The sequence below is a fragment of the Flagellimonas marina genome (genome assembly GCF_042651185.1).
GTDB classification, from domain to species: domain Bacteria; phylum Bacteroidota; class Bacteroidia; order Flavobacteriales; family Flavobacteriaceae; genus Flagellimonas; species Flagellimonas marina.
On the sequence record NZ_JBHSCL010000004.1, the window covers coordinates 26,102 to 44,416 of the forward strand.

Sequence of the window (18,315 nt, forward strand, 5' to 3'; positions counted from 1 at the left end):
GCGGAACAACCATTTGTGTATCCCTCACAAGGGATTTCAGGCATCAATTGAACGTTAATTTAATATTTGTTAATTGTAAAATTAATGTAAAATGATTTATTTTTGCAGAAAGGAATACTGTGAAAATCGTTTGGAAATCCAACAAAGAGAATACTAAAATCACCCCGTTACGGCTGCTTAACTTGGAATATGCCGTACAATTGCAGGTTATCAAGATATTGATCAAAAAAGTTGAGCATTTAATGGATTACCAATCATTGATCGTAGTGGAGGTTGACCCGCAAAATGGCGCCGTTTGCATTAACAAAGAAACACCCGAACCGTTGTATTCCATTCTTCAAAGAAACTTTCATGGGTTTGACTCCAAAATGGAGAAAACTTTTTCAATCCGGGAAAAAGTCGAACATCCTTCTTTTATGTCCGTGTAATACTGTTTGCTCCATACCGTAGAATTTTTTCGCTTTTCAACAAAAATTCAATTGTTCCGTTCACCGCGTTTTATGCCAATTCAAGGCCATTTTTAAAGAGGAAAGTTTACAATATCATAATATCCATCCGTACGAATTTTTATGAAATTTGTGCTGATGAGAGAAGGCTATACCCATAAGGTTTCTCTGGAGAGGCTCGCCAGGCAAATACGCAAATCGGACAGGAATGCATTCAATACCCTGTTTGAATTGTTATGGGAACCCATGTATACCTATGCCGCGGCCCTTATTATGGATGATTCCATTGCCAAGGATTTGGTCCAAGAGGTTTGGATTGATTATTGGCAACGTCGCGAGCTGTTGGACATTCAAAAGATACGGCCTTACCTCTACAAGGCCATTCGCTATAAGTGTTACAACACCTTACGCGATACAAAATTCAATGAGACCCAAATAGAGGCGGCCAATTCCATTTATATCCCTTCGGAAGTTGAGATGGAAGAAGACTTGGATGAACTTTCAAGCCGAATACACCATATTATTGGAGGTCTTCCATCAAGATGCCAAGAAGTTTTTAAACTGAGTCGCATCAACAATGTCAATAATCGGGAGATTGCCGAAAAGTTGAACATTTCACAGCGTTCCGTGGAAAATCAAATATCCTTTGCCCTCAGAAAACTTAGAAAGGACCTTTCCATTGTTAAGTTTTTTACCTTCTAAACCCCATCAGCTTTATCTAAAGGTTAACTACATTAAGTAATCATCATCTTCACTTTTTTTGATGTGCGTGTGTGTGTGCTTTCGGTACTCTATGGTGAAACGAGAACACAATGACCGAACAGGACATTAAAAGATTGATGGAAAAATACCTCAACGGTACCCTTACCAAAAGAGAGGAGTCACTTTTGGAAAAGTTTGACAGCAATCTTTTGACAAAAAACGAGAATCACGTATTCCACAACAAAACCCAAAAAGAGTACATAAAGCGCAAGCTTTCCAAAGGAATACATCAAAAACCGAAAAGCCCAATGCCAAAATGGATGGCTACGGCAGCGTCATTGGCATTGTTGTTAGCCCTCGGGTATTTTGCGTATTCAAAATTTCATAAAAAACCAACTCCCCTGGCTATTGCGGAAGTGGTGAAAACCACGGAATGGGGCAAAAAAATGAACATTACCCTTCCCGATGGTACCGAAGTGCGGTTAAACTCAGGGAGTACCATCACATTTCCAGATAGGTTTGAGGAAAATATCCGTGAAGTGGAACTCAGCGGGGAAGCGTTTTTTGATGTGACCCGCAATCCAGATAAACCCTTCATCATAAAATCAGGAGAGGTAAGTACCGAGGTCTTGGGAACTTCGTTCAATGTAAACACTTACCCTGAAAACCAACAAATAGCCGTAACGGTAGCCACGGGTAAGGTGAAAGTGGCTTCAAAAGATGCGGAAGTCCTATTAGGACCCAATGAACAGGGTGTTTTCGATAGAAGCACTAAAACCATCTCAAAAGAACAAATCGATATAGCCACTTTTCTGCAGTGGAAAAATGGTGTGCTCCACTTTGAGGATGTCACTTTAGGCAAAGTCATGGAATCCTTGGAACGATGGTATGGTGTAACCTTTGTTTTTGAAAATGAAAATTTTGGGGATTGTCATCTTACCGCCAGTTATGATAACGAAATATTGTCCGCAGTGCTGGAGAGCATTATGTATACCAAAAAGGGGCTGGACTATGAATATGTGGCGGACAAAACAATAATGATCAAAGGAAAATGCACTGACTAATTCATAAACCAACTTAAAAGAAGTAAAGCGTATGAAATAAAAACCAAAAAAAGCAGTCTGCAACACTTTGGCGAGCGGAAACAGACTGCCGGCAGTTCAACAATTACAAATTCTTATAACCATTAAACATTATGTGAAATTATGAATTCACTGACTATTAAACAATTTATCAAATTGACTTTCCAAACTTTTTGCTTGCTGATTGTCCTAGCGCTGTTGAATCCAGTGCTTGCTGCTGATGCCAGAGGGCAAAAATTGGACAATTTTAAAGTAAACCTCTCCGTGGACGATGCCACGGTCATTGAGGTGTTGCGACAAATAGAGGAACAAACTGAGTTTAAGTTTGTGTATGACCGAAAAGTTCGAAGGTTGAACAAGACCTACGACATTGCTTACAATGGGGTGTCCCTTCGTTCCATTTTGGAATTAATGGCAAAAGATGCCAATCTTACGTTTAGAAGAATAAACCATACCATTTCCATTGATGTAAAGCCAGAGGCGCCCAAAAGAGTGGTTGAAGTGGCTTTTGTTACCGTTACAGGTACCGTTACCGATGAATATGGTGTGCCATTGGCAGGTGCTTCGGTGGCCGAAAAAGGAACCGCAAACGGTACTATCACGGATTTTGATGGCAATTTTTCCATTGATGTGGAGGAAGATGCCGTGCTGGAAGTATCCTATTTAGGATATCAACCGCAAGAAGTGGCAGTAAATGGCCGTACTACCATCAATATTCAATTGGTACAAGATGCGACACTTTTAGATGATGTGGTGGTGGTAGGTTATGGAACCCAAAGAAAATCGGATGTTACCGGAGCCATTGGATCTTTGAAGAGTGAAAGTTTTAACCAAGGGGTGGTTGCCAACCCTGGACAGCTTTTGCAGGGTAAGATAGCCGGTGTAAATGTTACCAGTGTGAGCGGTGAGCCCGGGGCCGCGCAAAATATAATCATTAGGGGTGTGGGAAGCCTTAGGTCAGGAACAACACCACTTTTTGTTGTGGATGGTTTTGTCATTGACAATAGTCCTACTGGGGTGGCTTCCAATCCACTAAATTTCATCAACCCACAGGATATAGCCTCAATCGATGTCCTAAAGGATGCTTCATCAGCAGCTATATATGGGGCTAGGGCCGCCAATGGGGTAATCGTGATTACCACCAAGAAGGGTAGGACTGGCAGAACGGAAATGAACCTGTCCATGTCCACTGCAATGTCCACACTTGCCAATGAAATGGACGTTTTCAGTGCTAGTGAATTCAGAGAACAAGTGCCCGCTGTTGGAGGTACTCTTTCTGATGCAGGAGCCAACACCGACTGGCAGGATGAATTGACAAGGACTGGAATTTCAAAGAATGTCAATTTTTCTTTAAGTGGTAGTTCCAGTGATTCCTTCTCCTATTATGTGTCCACTGGTCTGGATGATCAGGAAGGTATTTTTAATAATAGCTCCCTTAAGAGATACTCAGGTCGGGTAAATTTGACCCAGAAAGCCATCGATGGACGTTTTAATGTCGATTTAAACCTTACTGCTTCCAGAACGGTAAATGAGAGACCAGATACGGGAGCATTGGTTACAGACATGTTACAATTGAATCCCACTTTACCGGTTTATACTAATGGTGCACCAACATTGTTGGATGAACGGCTGAACCCAATTGTCCGCAATCGGATTTATCTCGATGAAGCGAACAACAATCGAATTTTAGCCAACATTGCACCTTCATTGGAAATTGTAAAAGGGTTGACATATAAATTGAACTTAGGTGTTGATTACTCCACAACCAACCGTGACGTACAATTTATCCCCTACGCTTTGCTGGAAGGTTTTGAGGATGGATCACTGAACACTTCCACAACCACCAATACAAATACATTGGTTGAGAATACACTTACCTACACCTATGCCGAAGGCGATCACAATTTTACTTTGTTGGCGGGTCATTCCTACCAAGAAACCAAGTTTGAGCAAAAGGTGTTTGAACTGGATGGTTTTGCCGACAATGGAATAGAGCCACGCTACCAGGATCAGATTAGTACCGAAGTGCTGCCCACCACCGTAAACTCAGTTGCCTTTGTCAATGAGCAACAGTCCTTTTTTGGTAGGGTGAACTATGCCTATATGGATAAGTATCTAGTTACGGCAACTATGCGGGCCGACGGTTCCTCGAAGTTTGGAGCCAATAACAAATACGGGTACTTTCCTTCTGTTGCCTTGGGATGGAACATCATCAGGGAAGATTTCATGGCAGATAATACTCTGTTCAGCAATTTAAAACTAAGGGCAAGTTGGGGCCAAACAGGAAACCAAGACGGTATTCCTAGTAAAGTGAGTTTGGCGAGTTATGTGGACTCCAAGGTTGAAAATGATACCTATCCTTTGAATGGCACTGAAGTCACTTTGGATGATTATCCTTTTGGCACTGTTCCGGTTCGTACAGCTTATCCCGATCTTAAATGGGAAGTTTCCACACAAACCAATATTGGTGTGGATTTTGGCCTGTTCAACGGAAGTTTTACAGGTACCTTGGATTATTTCAACAAGGTTGCCAGTGATGTGGTGTTGTTTTCCAACAGGATAGACCCCATTCAACCTACAGAAAAGGTATGGACCAATATCCCAGACTTGGAAATCAAAAACTCAGGGGTTGAACTCACTTTGGATTACAGAGGGAATTTCAGTGAGGATTTTACCTATAACGTAGGAGGTAATATTTCATTTACAGATAATAAAGTGGTCAATTCCCAATTTGAGGTCATTACCACAGGTGCTGCCCAAGGCGCAGGTCAAACAGGTGCCACAATCAATGGTTATATCAATGATGAACCCATTGGCACCTTCTATATGAAAGAATTCATCGGTATCGGTGATGATGGCCTAAACCAATTCACGGATGTTGTACCTGATGGGCAATCCTTGGATAATGACCGTACAGCGGTAGGCAGTGCATTGCCAGATATTCTGTACGCGTTCTATATGAACTTCAACTATAAGAATTTTGATCTTGGCTTGAATTTCAACGGTGTTGCCGGCAATAAAATTTACAACCACACGGCAATGTCTCTGTTTACAAAGGGCCAGCTCAGTAGAAATTTGAACACAACAGATTTTGCAGTTCAATTTCCCAATGAGGACAATAGCAACTCCAACGAAGTTTCTACCAGGTATTTGGAAGATGGAAGCTTTTTGAGATTGAACAATGCCACTTTGGGATACAACCTTAGTCCGCAAAGCATTGGATTGGGGGATTGGATGAACAATATTCGGTTTACCCTTACAGGCCAGAACCTGTTTGTGATCACAGATTATTCCGGCTTTGACCCCGAAGTGAATACGGGTAGCACCTTGGACGGAATTCAAACGTTCGGAATAGATCGTTTTACCTATCCAACACCAAGAACACTATTGGTTGGCTTGAATGTATCTTTTTAATAAAAAAATTGTTTCTAAAATGAAAAACAGAATAATAATCACAATAGTGGCGTTTTGTGCCATGTTAAATTGGAACTGTACCGATTTAGAAGAAGAAAGGCTGGACGAATCGGAATTTGGAGGGCAGGCAGAAACCATTAGTGGGGCCATTGCTCCAGCGTATGGCTATGTCTCTTGGACATGGAGACACACCAATTACTATGGACTTCAACTTATCCCATCGGATGAGGCGATGTTGCCCTACCGCGGCGGAACAGATTGGTTCGATGGGGGTAAATTTCTTGCGGCACATGCCCATACCATAACCCCTTCCAACGATTTGGTAGGTGATGCTTGGAACGAACTTACCACCAATATCTCCAGAACTCTGGCCGCAATTGAAGTGTTAACGCCCTTGGCAGATGAAGGAAATCAAGAAGCTCTTGGGGCCCTTTACGAAATGAAAGCATTGAGAGGATATTTAAATATGCTGATGTTGGATAGTTGGGGCGTTGTGCTTAGAAAGGAATCCTCGGATGAGCTTTCCGAAGTGCTCAGGGGCCAAGAAGCCATTGATTATATTGAGAGTGAATTGACTTCGGTAGTTGATGTCATCAATACCGATAGAGGCCCTGGGAGAATTACCCAAGCAGCGGTTTGGGGCTTTTTGGCCAGATTGCACCTGAACGCAGCTGTATATCGCGATCCGTATGGAACACCAAGTTTCACCAGAGAGGATATGGACAGCGTGATTGAGTACACGGACAACATTATTAACTCTGGTAATTTTTCATTATCTCCGGAATACTTTGCATTATTCAATGATGACAATAATTCCAATCCCGAGCTGATTTTTGCTTTGGATCAACGAGGAGTGCTCAATAGGGAACATAGTCGTTGGGCGTATTGGTCCATCGCAGGCTCCATGTTTCCAAGGCCAGAATTTACAAGTGCTGATGGAACTGACGGGCCTGCCATAACATCAGATTTTTACCAAACTTGGGTAGATGCCTACGGTGATGTGGATCCTGCTGAGGCCGATGCAAGGTTCTATCAACAGAATACCATAATTCCCGATGCGCAACTTCAAGATTTTGAGGGTCGCGCGCAAGAAGTTGCAACAGAGACCGAAGACAGTTATTATTGTATTGCACCTAACGAGTTTGAGATGGACCGAGGTATATTAAGGGGCGTCCAATGGGGACCTAGAAAAGGTGATGATGGCGCATTTTTGACCTGCGATGGTGGCGTTAGGATTTATCCCGTTCAACAAAGAAAAGGAAATGGCCCGGATAGGGATGTGGGATATGTGAACCATACCTTGGATGTTAATTTCACCAATGAGGGCTCATTGCACAATACCGGTTACAGGGTATCCAAATACCAGTTCAGTAGAACTTCACCCAACGGCAACAATTTTAGCAGTGTAGATCTTGTATTGATGCGTTTGGCCGAAATTTATTTGATGCGTGCAGAAGCTAAATTGAGAAACGGTGATACAGGTGGGGCATTGGCTGATGTGAACACAGTGAGGACCTCAAGAACGGCACGTCCGGAACAAACTCCCGAAGCATTGGAATCCATTGATTTGGATGTTATGTTACGTGAACGCGGTTTTGAATTATACTGGGAAGGTTTTAGACGTGGAGATCAAATCCGCTTTGGTACCTATGAGGACACTTGGACAGATAAAACTGATTCGGACATCTTTCACAGATTGTTTCCTATTCCACAAAGTGCTGTGGATGCCGCTTCCGGCATTGACGGTTTCCTCAATCAGAATGAAGGCTATTAATCAGGTGTATTTTGCAGAGAATGCGGCAAGACGGTTTTACCTCTTGCCGCTCTCGTTTTTAATTCATTCTTAAAAATTGAACAAATGAGATTTTCATTTCAAAAATTCATGGCATTAGGTATATTGATCGGTATGTCTGGTTGTTCCATCAAACAAAACAAAGAAAAATCAGCCCAAGAAGAACCCTTGAACATCATTTTAATGATTGGCGACGGCATGGGGGTTCCGCAGGTATCCACAGCCTATTACTTTGGGGAGGGTATCCCTAATTTTTCAAGGTTCAAACATATAGGATTTCATAAAACATCGGATAAAAGCCATAGAATTACAGACTCAGCTGCGGGAGCCACCGCCTTTTCAATAGGTGAAAAAACCTATAAACGAGCCATTGGCGTTTCTGTGGATACCATTCCTCAAGAGACCATTTTGGAACATCTTCAAAAGCAAGGCTACCAAACCGGACTGATAAGCCTTACCACAGTTACCCATGCCACTCCGGCCAGTTTTTATGCTCATGTTAAAAATCGGGATTTGCACGAAGATATTGCGGCACAACTGGCAACGGCCAAAGTGGATTTTATTGCCGGTGGGGGCAGGAACTATTTTAGGAATAGGACCGATGGTAAAAACATTTTTACTGATTTTATTCAGCAAGGATACCATCTGGATACCCTTCAACTGTCAGAACCTGTCTTGGACCAACCCAATGCGTATATTTTGGCTGATGAAGGGATTCCATCCAAAATTGACGGTCGTGGGGACTTTTTGAGCAAAGCCACTTCAAAAGCATTGAACTATTTCAATCAGAATGATAAGCCATTTTTTATGATGGTAGAGGGTTCGTACATTGATTGGGGCGGGCATGCCGAAGATGCCGAAATGATGATTTCCGAGGTGCTTGATTTTGATAAAACGTTAGGTGTGGTTTTGGATTTTGTGGAAGAACACCCCAATACACTGTTGGTAGTGACTGCAGACCATGAAACTGGCGGTGTCAGCATTGGAAAATATTATGATGTGGATGAAAGCACTGGCGATAAGAAAGAAGTTCCCGAAAAGGTTGCTGTATATTTTAATACAGACCAGCACAGTGGGGAACTCATTCCCGTTTTTGCCAAAGGAAAAGGTGCCGAAAATTTTCAGGGAATTTATGAAAATAATGAAATATACCACAAGATGCGCATTGCGTTGAATCCTAAACCTGTTGAAAATGAATAAAAGAATTCTACTTATCCTCGTTGCTTTATTGGTATTGCTGGGCGTTGGGGTACTGCGCGCCCAAGTGTATAAAGTGCACTCGCACAACGATTACGCACAAAAACTGCCCTTTTGGTATGCCTACAGCAATGGAGCAGCCTCCATTGAATCTGATATTTTTTTAAAGGACGATGTGTTGTATGTCACCCACAGCGAGAATGAGATCATTCGTGAACATACGCTTTCAAAGATGTATTTGGATAGGTTGTTAAGTTTACATCAATCTGGAGAACTTCGAGAATTGCAATTGCTCATCGATGTGAAATCTGGAGCGGAAAAGACACTTAGAAAACTTGTTGAGGTGTTAAAGGGCTATCCCGCGTTGGTGGAATCTGATAAAGTTAAATTTGTGATTTCAGGAAACCGACCTACGCCGGAGGAGTATAAAAACTACCCTGATTTCATTTGGTTCGACCATCAGAATTTGGACGAGTTGGATGCCATTTCGCTGGAAAAAGTGGCCTTGGTCAGTGTTAGTTATAAGGACTATTCCGGATGGAACGGCTACGGACGACTGACCGCTCCAGACATGGAAAAAGTGCAAACCGCAATTGAAAAAGCCAAAAAGGCGGGTAAGCCTTTCCGTTTTTGGGCCACACCCGATACCAAGACGGCTTGGGCGCGTTTGGCAAAACTGGGCGTGGATTACATCAACACGGATGAACCTGCCTTGGCCAAGCAATATTTGGACAATTTGGATAAAAACACCTTCAAAAAGGAAAGTCCAGTCCCCGTATACCGGCCCAAATATGGATACAAAGCCAATGCAGCCCCTAAAAATGTCATTTTAATGATTGGTGATGGCAATGGACTGGCCCAAATAGCTGCAGCGATGATTGCCAACCAAGGAGATTTGACCGTGGCGGGAATCAAAACTATTGGTTTGGTAAAAACCGCTTCTTCAGACGACTTAATTACGGATTCCGCTGCGGGTGCTACCGCCATGGCCACGGGATTCAAAACCAACAATAGGGCCATTGGGGTAGATTCTAATGGAAAAGCGTTGACCAACTTGGTGGATATAACCAGTGATTATGGATTCAATACAGCCATTGTGACCACCGATGCCATTTATGGGGCGACCCCTTCATCATTTTATGCACATAGAGTGGAACGCGATGACACCGAAGGTCTTGTGGAGGATTTAAAGCAGAGCAAGCTCGATTTTTTCATCTCGGGAGGACAAAATCAGGAGCGCTCGATTAAAACAGCCTTTACAACCCAAAGTATGGAGTCGTTTGATTCGTTTCAGCAACCAACCGCCATTTATCTGGGAGAGAACAAGGTGCCATCAGTCCAAAATGGACGAAAAGATGCTTTTCCAAATGCAGTAAAAAGGGCTCTTGAAGTCTTAAGTACCAATGAGAATCCCTTTTTCTTGATGGTGGAAGCTGCCCAAATTGACAATGGTGGACATTCAAACAGTACCAGTGGTATTGTAGAAGAAATGCTCTATTTTGACCAGGCCATTGCTGAAGCGTTGCAATTTGCCGATGCACATGGGAACACTTTGGTAGTGATTACGGCAGATCACGAAACCTCGGGTTTTGGAATAGTAGGGGGAAATAGTAGCGAAGGGGTTGTACAGGGCGATTTTTTAACCATGGATCACACAGGAATCCTTGTGCCTTTATTTGCATATGGACCCCAATCCCAAAATTTTGGTGGGGTGTACGAGAACACCGAGATTTTTCAAAAGATAATGAAGGCCATCCGTAAGTAAGGGTGGCCCTTCGCGTATGGCGGGGACAGAATATCTGTCGATTTTTTCGTGGGGTCATTTTGTAAAAAGTATCTTTGCAAAAAGTTTGCTTTAATGATTGCCACCATTTGTAGAAAAGCTCATTTTAATGCAGCGCATAGGCTTCATAACCCCAATTGGAGCCAAGAAAAGAATATTGCCGTTTTTGGAAAGTGCAACAGTCCCAATTATCATGGGCATAACTTTGACTTAGAAGTGCGGATAAGGGGCGAAGTAGACCCCAATACTGGTTTTGTGATGGATTTGGCAGTACTAGGCGATTTGATAAAGGATGAGGTTGAAGAACGCTTTGATCACAAAAACTTGAATGAGGATTGCCCTGAGTTCGCGGATATCCTCCCAACTACGGAATATTTTGTGAAAGTCATCTATGATATCCTAAAACCTAAGCTAAAAAAGGGCCAATTATTGCACATTACCCTGCACGAAACACAAAAGAATTCGGCAGAGTATGGAGATTGGTGACAAATCTCGAGCATTACAATTTCTTTTTTGATGTTAAACTAGTATATTGGATTGTTGGTTGGGTTGAAGTCGCCATACTTTTTTAATGCCTTACCCTTTGCGAAACCATGACCCTTAAGTTATGTGTCTTTTCTTGCTGAGATTTTGATTTCTGACCATAATCGGTGATTAGCAATACCCTTTCATTTTTTCATCCATCAATTCATCAGGGGCATTCATCAATTGGTATACCCTCTTTCTGTGCATAGCTATTAGTTTACCAACTATAGTTTTGAAAGGATAATGGCTGATTTACCATGAAGGATATATTTCAAATTTTTTTGCCAAATCGAAACATTCGGTTTTCTGAGGATGAGAATGGGTCTGCCCAGAAGTATGAAAAATCCGGCCTGACTATGGAGCAGGCACTAAGAATCAAAGAAAAGGTTGAAATGGCCCTTAGGGTTGATAAACTTTACAGGAACAATGCCTTGGGACTCAATGACCTTTCCTATCATATAGAAGAGGACAGGTATAAGGTCTCTCAGGTTTTGAACGAACACTTTGAGAAAAATTTTTATTCATTGTTGAACCATTACAGGATTCGTGAGGCAAAGGATCTGTTATTGGGACAATCCTCTTTAAGTGTAAAGGCTGTAATGTATGAAGTTGGGTTTAACAGTAAAACCAGTTTCTACAGCGCGTTCAAAAAAGAAACAGGAGTAACGCCAAACGACTTTAGGAGTATAAAGGAATTCGTTTCATAAACTATTTTGACTTACTATTTCAGCTTTCCCCCTCCATCTAACTTCTAATTAATTCATTGAAGACTTTCTTGTATAACTTTCCTAGGTCTATACATGCTTTTATTGGGGCAAGCCAAAAATGATAAATAAGCACAGATAAAATTCTGTTAAAAAAAGTTCCTGCTGTTGGGCAATTACTTTTTTAAGGTTTACCCCGTTTTAAAAGAACTGTTTCTAAAAAATCATACAGTTGTTTTGTCCCTGCAATTGTAAAGGTAAGGTGGTGAGATACCTTACTACTTTATTAAAAAACTTTCCATTAAGTTTTGTTTTCGTACTAAGGATATTATTTGAATTAGCTATCAAAACATTCTCCCACCTGCCTTTCTCAGTTGCACTAACTCAAAATTTACTAACAAAACTGTTAACTCTATGAAAGTAACAAAACTGTTTGGGACATTGGCATTTCTTATAGTGTTCATGACATCGGCATGGTCCCAAGAAAAAACAATTACAGGTACTATAGTTGATCAGGGTGGATTACCGCTTCCAGGGGTCAATATTGTAGTTGAAAACACTGCCAATGGTACCCAATCTGACTTTGATGGTAACTATACTATTAATGCCAGCGCAGGTCAGACACTCATATTCACGTATCTGGGACAAAGAACTGAAAGACGTAAAATTGGTGCACAAAATGTGATTAATGTCCAAATGGAAGAGGATACCCAAGCTCTTGAAGAGGTAGTTATTACTGCCCAAGGTATTCGAAAAGAAAAGAAGGCCCTCGGTTATGCAGTAACCAACTTAGGTTCTGAAAAGGTTGAAAACAGGCCTGAAGCGGACCTTGCAAGGGTATTAACTGGTAAAGCATCCGGGGTAAACGTTATTGGAACGGGTGGTTTGGCCGGTAGTGGGACAAACATTAGAATTAGGGGTAATGTTTCCATTACGGGTAACAACCAACCCTTATTTGTCGTAAATGGTGTCCCTTTTAATACTAGCACCAATGCAGAGAGCAATGTTACCACAGGAAATGGCTCGGTATCTGCTTCTAGTAGGTTTTTGGATCTTGACCCAAACAATATTGAGGATATCAGTATCCTTAAAGGACTGAGCGCAACGGTACTTTACGGTAACCTTGGTAGGAACGGGGTTATATTGATCACAACAAAAACAGGCGCTTCCGAAACTGTCAACAAAGGCTTCGAGGTTAGTGTAAACCAATCTGTATTTGTTAATGAAATTGCCAACTTACCTGATTATCAAAATATTTACGGTCAAGGAGGCGACAATACCACAAACTTTACATTCGTTGGTAACTGGGGAGGAAGATTTGATGCTGGAGAAACTGTAAATCACCATTATAATCAACCACAATTTGCAGAAGCCTTTCCGGAGTTTCAAGGGGTGACTGTGCCATACAAGGCATTTAAGAATAATGTTCAGGATTTCTTTAGGAAGGGCTTGGGAAGGACCACATCCATCAATGCATCAAAAAGTACGGAAAATATAACCTACAATGTTAATTTGGGGCATACAGATGAAGATGGGTTTGTTCCCGGAAACAATATCAACCGGACCAACTTTGGTTTGGGAGGCTCCATTAAGCTGAGCAATAAGTTCAGAATCAATGGGTCCTTTAACTTCTCTACCAGCAACTTTACAACACCTCCAGTATCTGCTGGTAATGGTACAGGGAATTTTTCAGTATTTTTTAGAACACTGTTTATTCCAAGAAATTTGGATTTGAACGGTCTTCCATTCCAGAATCCGTTGGATGGATCTAACATCTATTATAGGCCAGATCAAGAGAATCCAAGATGGTTGGTAGCCAACTCGCAAGAACAAATAAAGACCAATCGCTTTTATAATTCAATAAGCACAAGTTATGATTTTAGCGATCAGGTTGCACTTACCTATAGGATAGGATTAGATACGTACACTGAAAATCAACAGTTCTATGTTAACAGAGGTGGAGTTTCGAGTCTGTTGGCACAGCAAGGGTTCTTGAAAACTACTTCTGGAGTTAACACCATATGGGATCATAGCTTAATTCTGAATGTTAATAGTGTTCAGTTGGCGGAAAATTTAGGGTTTACCAGTTCACTGGGATTCAATGCCTATTCTGAATCGTATGAAAAATTTGGTCAAGTAAGTACCGATCAGGTTGTATTTGGTTTTATTGACCATACTAACTTTGCCACACAGAGCAATGCAGATCCTTTAGGCTCCAATCTTGACTTTAGGCAAACGGTAAATACGCTTGGACTCTATGGTTCCTTAGGTTTTGATTATTCCAACTTCCTGTATCTTACTTTGGCGGGAAGGAATGATTGGTCCTCAACGGTGGAACAAGCCAATAGATCCTTGTTTTATCCCAGTGCATCCATGTCTTTTGTGCCAACCTCAGCTATTCCCGAGCTCAAAGGCAATTTTTTGAATTTTTTAAAATTTAGGTTTGGATATGGAACGTCAGCAGGTTTCCCTGGACCATACAACACTAGGCCGACTTTAGCGTTGGGTACGGCACAATTCACTACGCGAAGTGGTTCTTTGATCAATGTGAATTCAAGTGGAGGTTTGGGAACAGGTTTGGATGTTTTTCCAAATCCTGACTTAAAGCCTGAACTCCACAGAGAATTTGAAGCGGGAGTAGAAGCCAACTTTTGGGATAGTAGAATTAATCTCGAAGTCAGTGTATATAAGAGAGATTCCAAAGACCAGATTCTTGGGAAGATTTTGGATCCTTCAACAGGTTTTGATAGAACAACTATCAACGCCGGTCAAATCAATACAGAAGGTATTGAGGTGGACTTTGGTATAGACGTATTTAGAAATGAGGATGGATTCCAATGGAATACCAACTTTAATTTTACTGCAGATCAAAATGAGGTGGTCGACCTTCCTGGTGGGGATGATGTGTTCATCTCAGGTTTTTCCAATTTGGGGAACTATGCCATAGAGGGACAACCTTTGGGTGTTATTCGAGGAAGTTATGCCGTTAGGGATGATCAAGGTAATTTTTTGATAAATCCGTTGGATGGCAACATTATAGATAGTGATGCCCTCGGTTTGGATAATGAGGTCATTGGAGACCCAAATCCAGATTGGAGGTTGGTTACTAGCAATACATTTGCATATAAAACCTTGAGCCTGTCTGCTCAGGTAGAATATACCCATGGTGGGGATTTTAGTTCTGCAACCATTGGAAACCTTCTGCGTAGAGGGGTTACAACCGATACCCAAGATAGGGAAGGGTCATTTATCATCCCGGGTGTACTTGCAAACCCGAATACCGGTCAAGTTTTGCTGGATCAATCGGGAAATCCAATTCCAAATACCATACAACAAGGTACAAATGAAATTTACTTCTTGAATTATCTTGATCCCAGTGGACAAGGTATTTATGATGGATCTGTAGTAAGATTAAGAGAGGTGTCGTTAACCTATGCTTTACCAAGAAAATTTTTGGACAAAACGCCGTTTGGCTCACTCTCTTTCTCAGTATTGGGCCAGAATATGTGGTATTGGGCTCCAAACGTCCCTTCAGGAACCAATTTTGATCCAGAAGTAATCAGTACGGGTGTTGGTAATGGCATGGGGCTTGATTTCCTCACAACCCCTACATCCAAGAAATATGGATTTAGTATCAAGGCAACATTCTAACAAGCGAAAAAGAAAAAATTAGGACAATGAAAAACTATAATAAAATAAATATCATTGGCGTACTACTGCTGATGTTCAGTATAGGTTGTGAAACTGTAGACTTGAATCATTTAAACGATCCAAGCGAGTTAACACCATCAAGTGCTGATCCGGAGCTGTTGTTGAACAACGTTCAGCTAAGATTTGTAAATGCTATCGCTTACAATGAAGATAATGAAGATGGCATCAACGTTAGAGCGGCCGAGTTTGTTAGAATGCAACATCTGTTCGGTGCATACGTGGGCCCCTTTTCCATGAGTGCTGGAAACTTAGACAACCTGTGGACAGATTTATATAGGGAGTCACTACAGGATATCAACGTTCTTATTCCACTAGCCGAGGAAAGGGAACTGGAAGGGTATATTGGTGTTGCTAAATTGATTCAAGCATACATCTATGTCACCTTGGTGGATATGTTTGGTGATGTCCCTTTTACCGAAGCACTCCAAGGGAATGATACCCCGAACCCAAATGTTGATGATGGTGAATCCATTTATAATACAATGTTCACAGTTATTGATGAAGGAATCGCAGCCATAAATGCTCCAGGATCTGTAATGCCGAACGATCTTTTTTATGGAGGAAATAAAGCGCAATGGATAAAGATGGCGAATACGCTAAAGTTTAAAATGTACTTGCAAATGCGTTTGGTAGGTGATTTTAGCAGTGAGATCAATAGTTTGATCAATCAAGGTCTCATAACTTCAGCCATTGATGATTTTGAGTTTAAATACTCAGCCACAGCTAGTACAACAGGTGAGAGTAGACACCCGTATTATGCACTCAATTATGATGCTGATGGTGCTGATGACTACTTAGTGAGCTATTATGTGAACCTGTTGAAAGACGATAAGGGCTTCGAGGATCCAAGATTACGTTATTATTTCTACAGGCAAATTGCGGAAACACCTACTGGGGATGATTTGCCCTGTGAGGATAATTCGGTGGTAAACTTCTGCCACTTGGGTGATTTCTATTGGACCCGTGATCACGGAGATGATGATGGGGTTCCTGCAGATGGATTGAAAAGATCAACCTATGGCTTGTATCCAATTGGGGGAGCATTTGATGCGGATAAATTTTTACCTGTCAATGAAAATCCTGGAGCTGGTGGAGTGGGGATATTTCCGTTTATGCTGTCTTCGTACGTCAATTTTATGCAGGCAGAGTCTGCATTGATGTCTGGAACTACTGGAAACCCGAGAACTTTACTGGAAGATGGTATAAGAGCTTCCATGAACAAGGTTTTAAATTTTAACCTTGGGCAAGTAGACGACGCATTTGCTGCTACTACGGCAGATGTAGATAATTATGTGGACTTTGTTTTGAGCGAATATGATGCAGCAGCAGATGATGTGGCTAGGCTTGACATCATTATGAAGGAGTACTACATCGCACTTTGGGGCAATGGAATAGAAGCTTATAATAATTATAGAAGAACTGGATTGCCAAGTGATTTTTCAAATCATGTTGGAACTCCAGGGGCGTTTCCCAGAACTTTCCTATACCCAGCAACTGTGATCAATACAAACTCCAATATAAGTCAAAAGGAGATTTCTGTAAAAACATTCTGGGATGCCAATACCGCAAACTTGGATTAATTCTAAAAGAGATAAAAATGAAAATTCTAAATAAGATATATTCAAATATGATGATGGCTCTTACATTGGCCATACTGATAGTTACAGCAACTTCTTTAACCTCTTGCGAGGATGAGGACAAAAATAACCTCGACGACTTTCTGGTTACAGGGGGTTTTGTAAGATTTGCAGACCAAAACCCACCAACGGAAATAGGTGTATCTGAGATTTCTGATTTAAGCTACTCTTTTGAAATTGAGGATGCCAATGGAACCGCAGCTTCATACGACTTAAAGATTTATGCGGATTTAAGCGGGGTTAGAACGGATACGTTGCCTGTCTCTGTCGTTACCACCTTTCCATCAACATTTTCATTTACCGCTGACGAGCTGGCAAGTCTGGTTGGTGTCACCGTTGATGAAATTAGTTTTGGTGATAGTTTTTTCTTTACGGCTGAAGTTACTACGGTTACTGGTGTAAAGTATGGAGGAGCCGATAGATTGGATTTCCTTGAGGTTTTCCCTCAACTTGACGGAACATACTTGGATGAAGATGAAGATTTAGTTACCGTTGGCCCAAATGATAACATATATACCACAGCCGAGGGAGATACTTTTTTGGTTGGTGGACAAAACATGTCAGATGATTTCCTTGATGAGGCAGGTTACCGACAAGCCTATGAATTTGGATTTATCATTTTATGTCCTAATGTGGATATGGCTTCTCTGCCAGGAGTGTATAATGTAGTTTATCATGAGTTTGATGCCTTTTTTGGCCCTCAAGGAGATACTAGAACGGTGGTGGCAGGACCGGAGGCAAATCAAATTACAATTCTAGGAGGAGCCGTACCACTTGATGGTGCCGATGATTTAATTTTGACCATAGACACTACAAACAGTATGGTTTCCTATGGAGGTGTAGATGATGAAGACAATCCGGCCAATATTCACTTTAATACCTTTGGACCTGGCACATATGATGGTGTAACCGGATTAGTGTTTACCTGTATAGGTAAGATTGATATACAAATTAATTCTGGCGGATTTATACCAAACTTCCTTACACTACAGAAATAGGAGTTGGTAAAGACGAAGTTCAGTCTTTGGAACCAAGACTGACTATTAAATAAACATACTAAAGCCATCCATAAAGGGTGGCTTTTTCATTTAGGAACAATAATTTGCATAGTTGCCCCTGTAAAGCGCAAAATAAAAAAAGAATATAATGTCACGCATAATTCTGCTTGAGGCTCAAAAAGAATTCGGCAGAGTATGGAGATTGGTGACAAATTTCCGATATTGCACCGCTTTTTAATGGGATATTAGCTCAGTTGGTTTAGAGCGCTGCCTTGACAGGGCAGAGGTCACTGGTTCGAATCCAGTATATCCCACTTCTTTTTT

At 41.4% G+C, this 18,315-nt stretch carries 12 protein-coding genes and 1 tRNA gene; all 13 read left to right on the forward strand.

Translation table 11 applies throughout. The features are described from left to right. The first annotated feature begins 119 nt into the window (after positions 1-119). The 13 genes from ACFOWS_RS03630 (at position 120) to ACFOWS_RS03690 (ending at position 18,305) form a co-directional block, all read left to right on the forward strand. Positions 120-428, forward strand: a complete 309-nt coding sequence (locus tag ACFOWS_RS03630; RefSeq protein WP_379762622.1) for a hypothetical protein — start codon at positions 120-122, stop codon at positions 426-428. Between the two features lie 156 nt (positions 429-584). Next, a complete protein-coding gene (locus ACFOWS_RS03635) occupies positions 585-1,148 on the forward strand; it encodes an RNA polymerase sigma-70 factor (RefSeq protein ID WP_379762623.1) in 564 nt (187 codons plus the stop codon). A 110-nt stretch (positions 1,149-1,258) separates the two neighbouring features. Further along, entirely contained in the window at positions 1,259-2,212 is a 954-nt protein-coding gene (locus tag ACFOWS_RS03640) for a FecR family protein (RefSeq protein WP_379762624.1), read from the forward strand. A gap of 195 nt (positions 2,213-2,407) precedes the next feature. Continuing rightward, complete coding sequence (locus tag ACFOWS_RS03645) at positions 2,408-5,644, forward strand: SusC/RagA family TonB-linked outer membrane protein (RefSeq protein ID WP_379762625.1); 3,237 nt, start codon at positions 2,408-2,410, stop codon at positions 5,642-5,644. 19 nt (positions 5,645-5,663) lie between these two features. After that, positions 5,664-7,418: a RagB/SusD family nutrient uptake outer membrane protein gene (locus tag ACFOWS_RS03650; protein ID WP_379762626.1), complete on the forward strand. Its 1,755-nt coding sequence runs from the start codon at positions 5,664-5,666 to the stop codon at positions 7,416-7,418. 84 nt (positions 7,419-7,502) lie between these two features. After that, positions 7,503-8,636: an alkaline phosphatase gene (locus tag ACFOWS_RS03655; RefSeq protein WP_379762627.1), complete on the forward strand. Its 1,134-nt coding sequence runs from the start codon at positions 7,503-7,505 to the stop codon at positions 8,634-8,636. Next, complete coding sequence (locus tag ACFOWS_RS03660; RefSeq protein ID WP_379762628.1) at positions 8,629-10,398, forward strand: alkaline phosphatase; 1,770 nt, start codon at positions 8,629-8,631, stop codon at positions 10,396-10,398. The genes ACFOWS_RS03655 and ACFOWS_RS03660 overlap by 8 nt, the downstream gene beginning before the upstream one ends. A gap of 93 nt (positions 10,399-10,491) precedes the next feature. Then, entirely contained in the window at positions 10,492-10,902 is a 411-nt protein-coding gene (locus ACFOWS_RS03665; protein WP_379762629.1) for a 6-pyruvoyl trahydropterin synthase family protein, read from the forward strand. Between the two features lie 296 nt (positions 10,903-11,198). Next, a complete protein-coding gene (locus ACFOWS_RS03670; RefSeq protein WP_379762630.1) occupies positions 11,199-11,648 on the forward strand; it encodes a helix-turn-helix domain-containing protein in 450 nt (149 codons plus the stop codon). A gap of 411 nt (positions 11,649-12,059) precedes the next feature. Then, positions 12,060-15,296: a SusC/RagA family TonB-linked outer membrane protein gene (locus tag ACFOWS_RS03675; RefSeq protein ID WP_379762631.1), complete on the forward strand. Its 3,237-nt coding sequence runs from the start codon at positions 12,060-12,062 to the stop codon at positions 15,294-15,296. A 26-nt stretch (positions 15,297-15,322) separates the two neighbouring features. Then, on the forward strand, positions 15,323-16,936 hold the full coding sequence (locus ACFOWS_RS03680) for a SusD/RagB family nutrient-binding outer membrane lipoprotein (RefSeq protein WP_379762632.1): 1,614 nt from the start codon (positions 15,323-15,325) through the stop codon (positions 16,934-16,936). A 17-nt stretch (positions 16,937-16,953) separates the two neighbouring features. After that, positions 16,954-17,991: a hypothetical protein gene (locus tag ACFOWS_RS03685; RefSeq protein WP_379762633.1), complete on the forward strand. Its 1,038-nt coding sequence runs from the start codon at positions 16,954-16,956 to the stop codon at positions 17,989-17,991. Positions 17,992-18,230: 239 nt separating this feature from the next. Further along, positions 18,231-18,305 (forward strand) — tRNA-Val (locus tag ACFOWS_RS03690). Positions 18,306-18,315 lie beyond the last annotated feature (10 nt).

Excerpts from the sequence above, each read along its gene's own strand:
- ACFOWS_RS03635 (WP_379762623.1), top strand. The coding sequence starts at position 585 with ATGAGAGAAGGCTATACCCATAAGGTTTCTCTGGAGAGGCTCGCCAGG.
- ACFOWS_RS03640 (WP_379762624.1), top strand. The coding sequence starts at position 1,259 with ATGACCGAACAGGACATTAAAAGATTGATGGAAAAATACCTCAACGGT.
- ACFOWS_RS03650 (WP_379762626.1), top strand. The coding sequence starts at position 5,664 with ATGAAAAACAGAATAATAATCACAATAGTGGCGTTTTGTGCCATGTTA.
- ACFOWS_RS03655 (WP_379762627.1), top strand. The coding sequence starts at position 7,503 with ATGAGATTTTCATTTCAAAAATTCATGGCATTAGGTATATTGATCGGT.
- ACFOWS_RS03660 (WP_379762628.1), top strand. The coding sequence starts at position 8,629 with ATGAATAAAAGAATTCTACTTATCCTCGTTGCTTTATTGGTATTGCTG.
- ACFOWS_RS03665 (WP_379762629.1), top strand. The coding sequence starts at position 10,492 with ATGATTGCCACCATTTGTAGAAAAGCTCATTTTAATGCAGCGCATAGG.
- ACFOWS_RS03670 (WP_379762630.1), top strand. The coding sequence starts at position 11,199 with ATGAAGGATATATTTCAAATTTTTTTGCCAAATCGAAACATTCGGTTT.
- ACFOWS_RS03675 (WP_379762631.1), top strand. The coding sequence starts at position 12,060 with ATGAAAGTAACAAAACTGTTTGGGACATTGGCATTTCTTATAGTGTTC.
- ACFOWS_RS03680 (WP_379762632.1), top strand. The coding sequence starts at position 15,323 with ATGAAAAACTATAATAAAATAAATATCATTGGCGTACTACTGCTGATG.
- ACFOWS_RS03685 (WP_379762633.1), top strand. The coding sequence starts at position 16,954 with ATGAAAATTCTAAATAAGATATATTCAAATATGATGATGGCTCTTACA.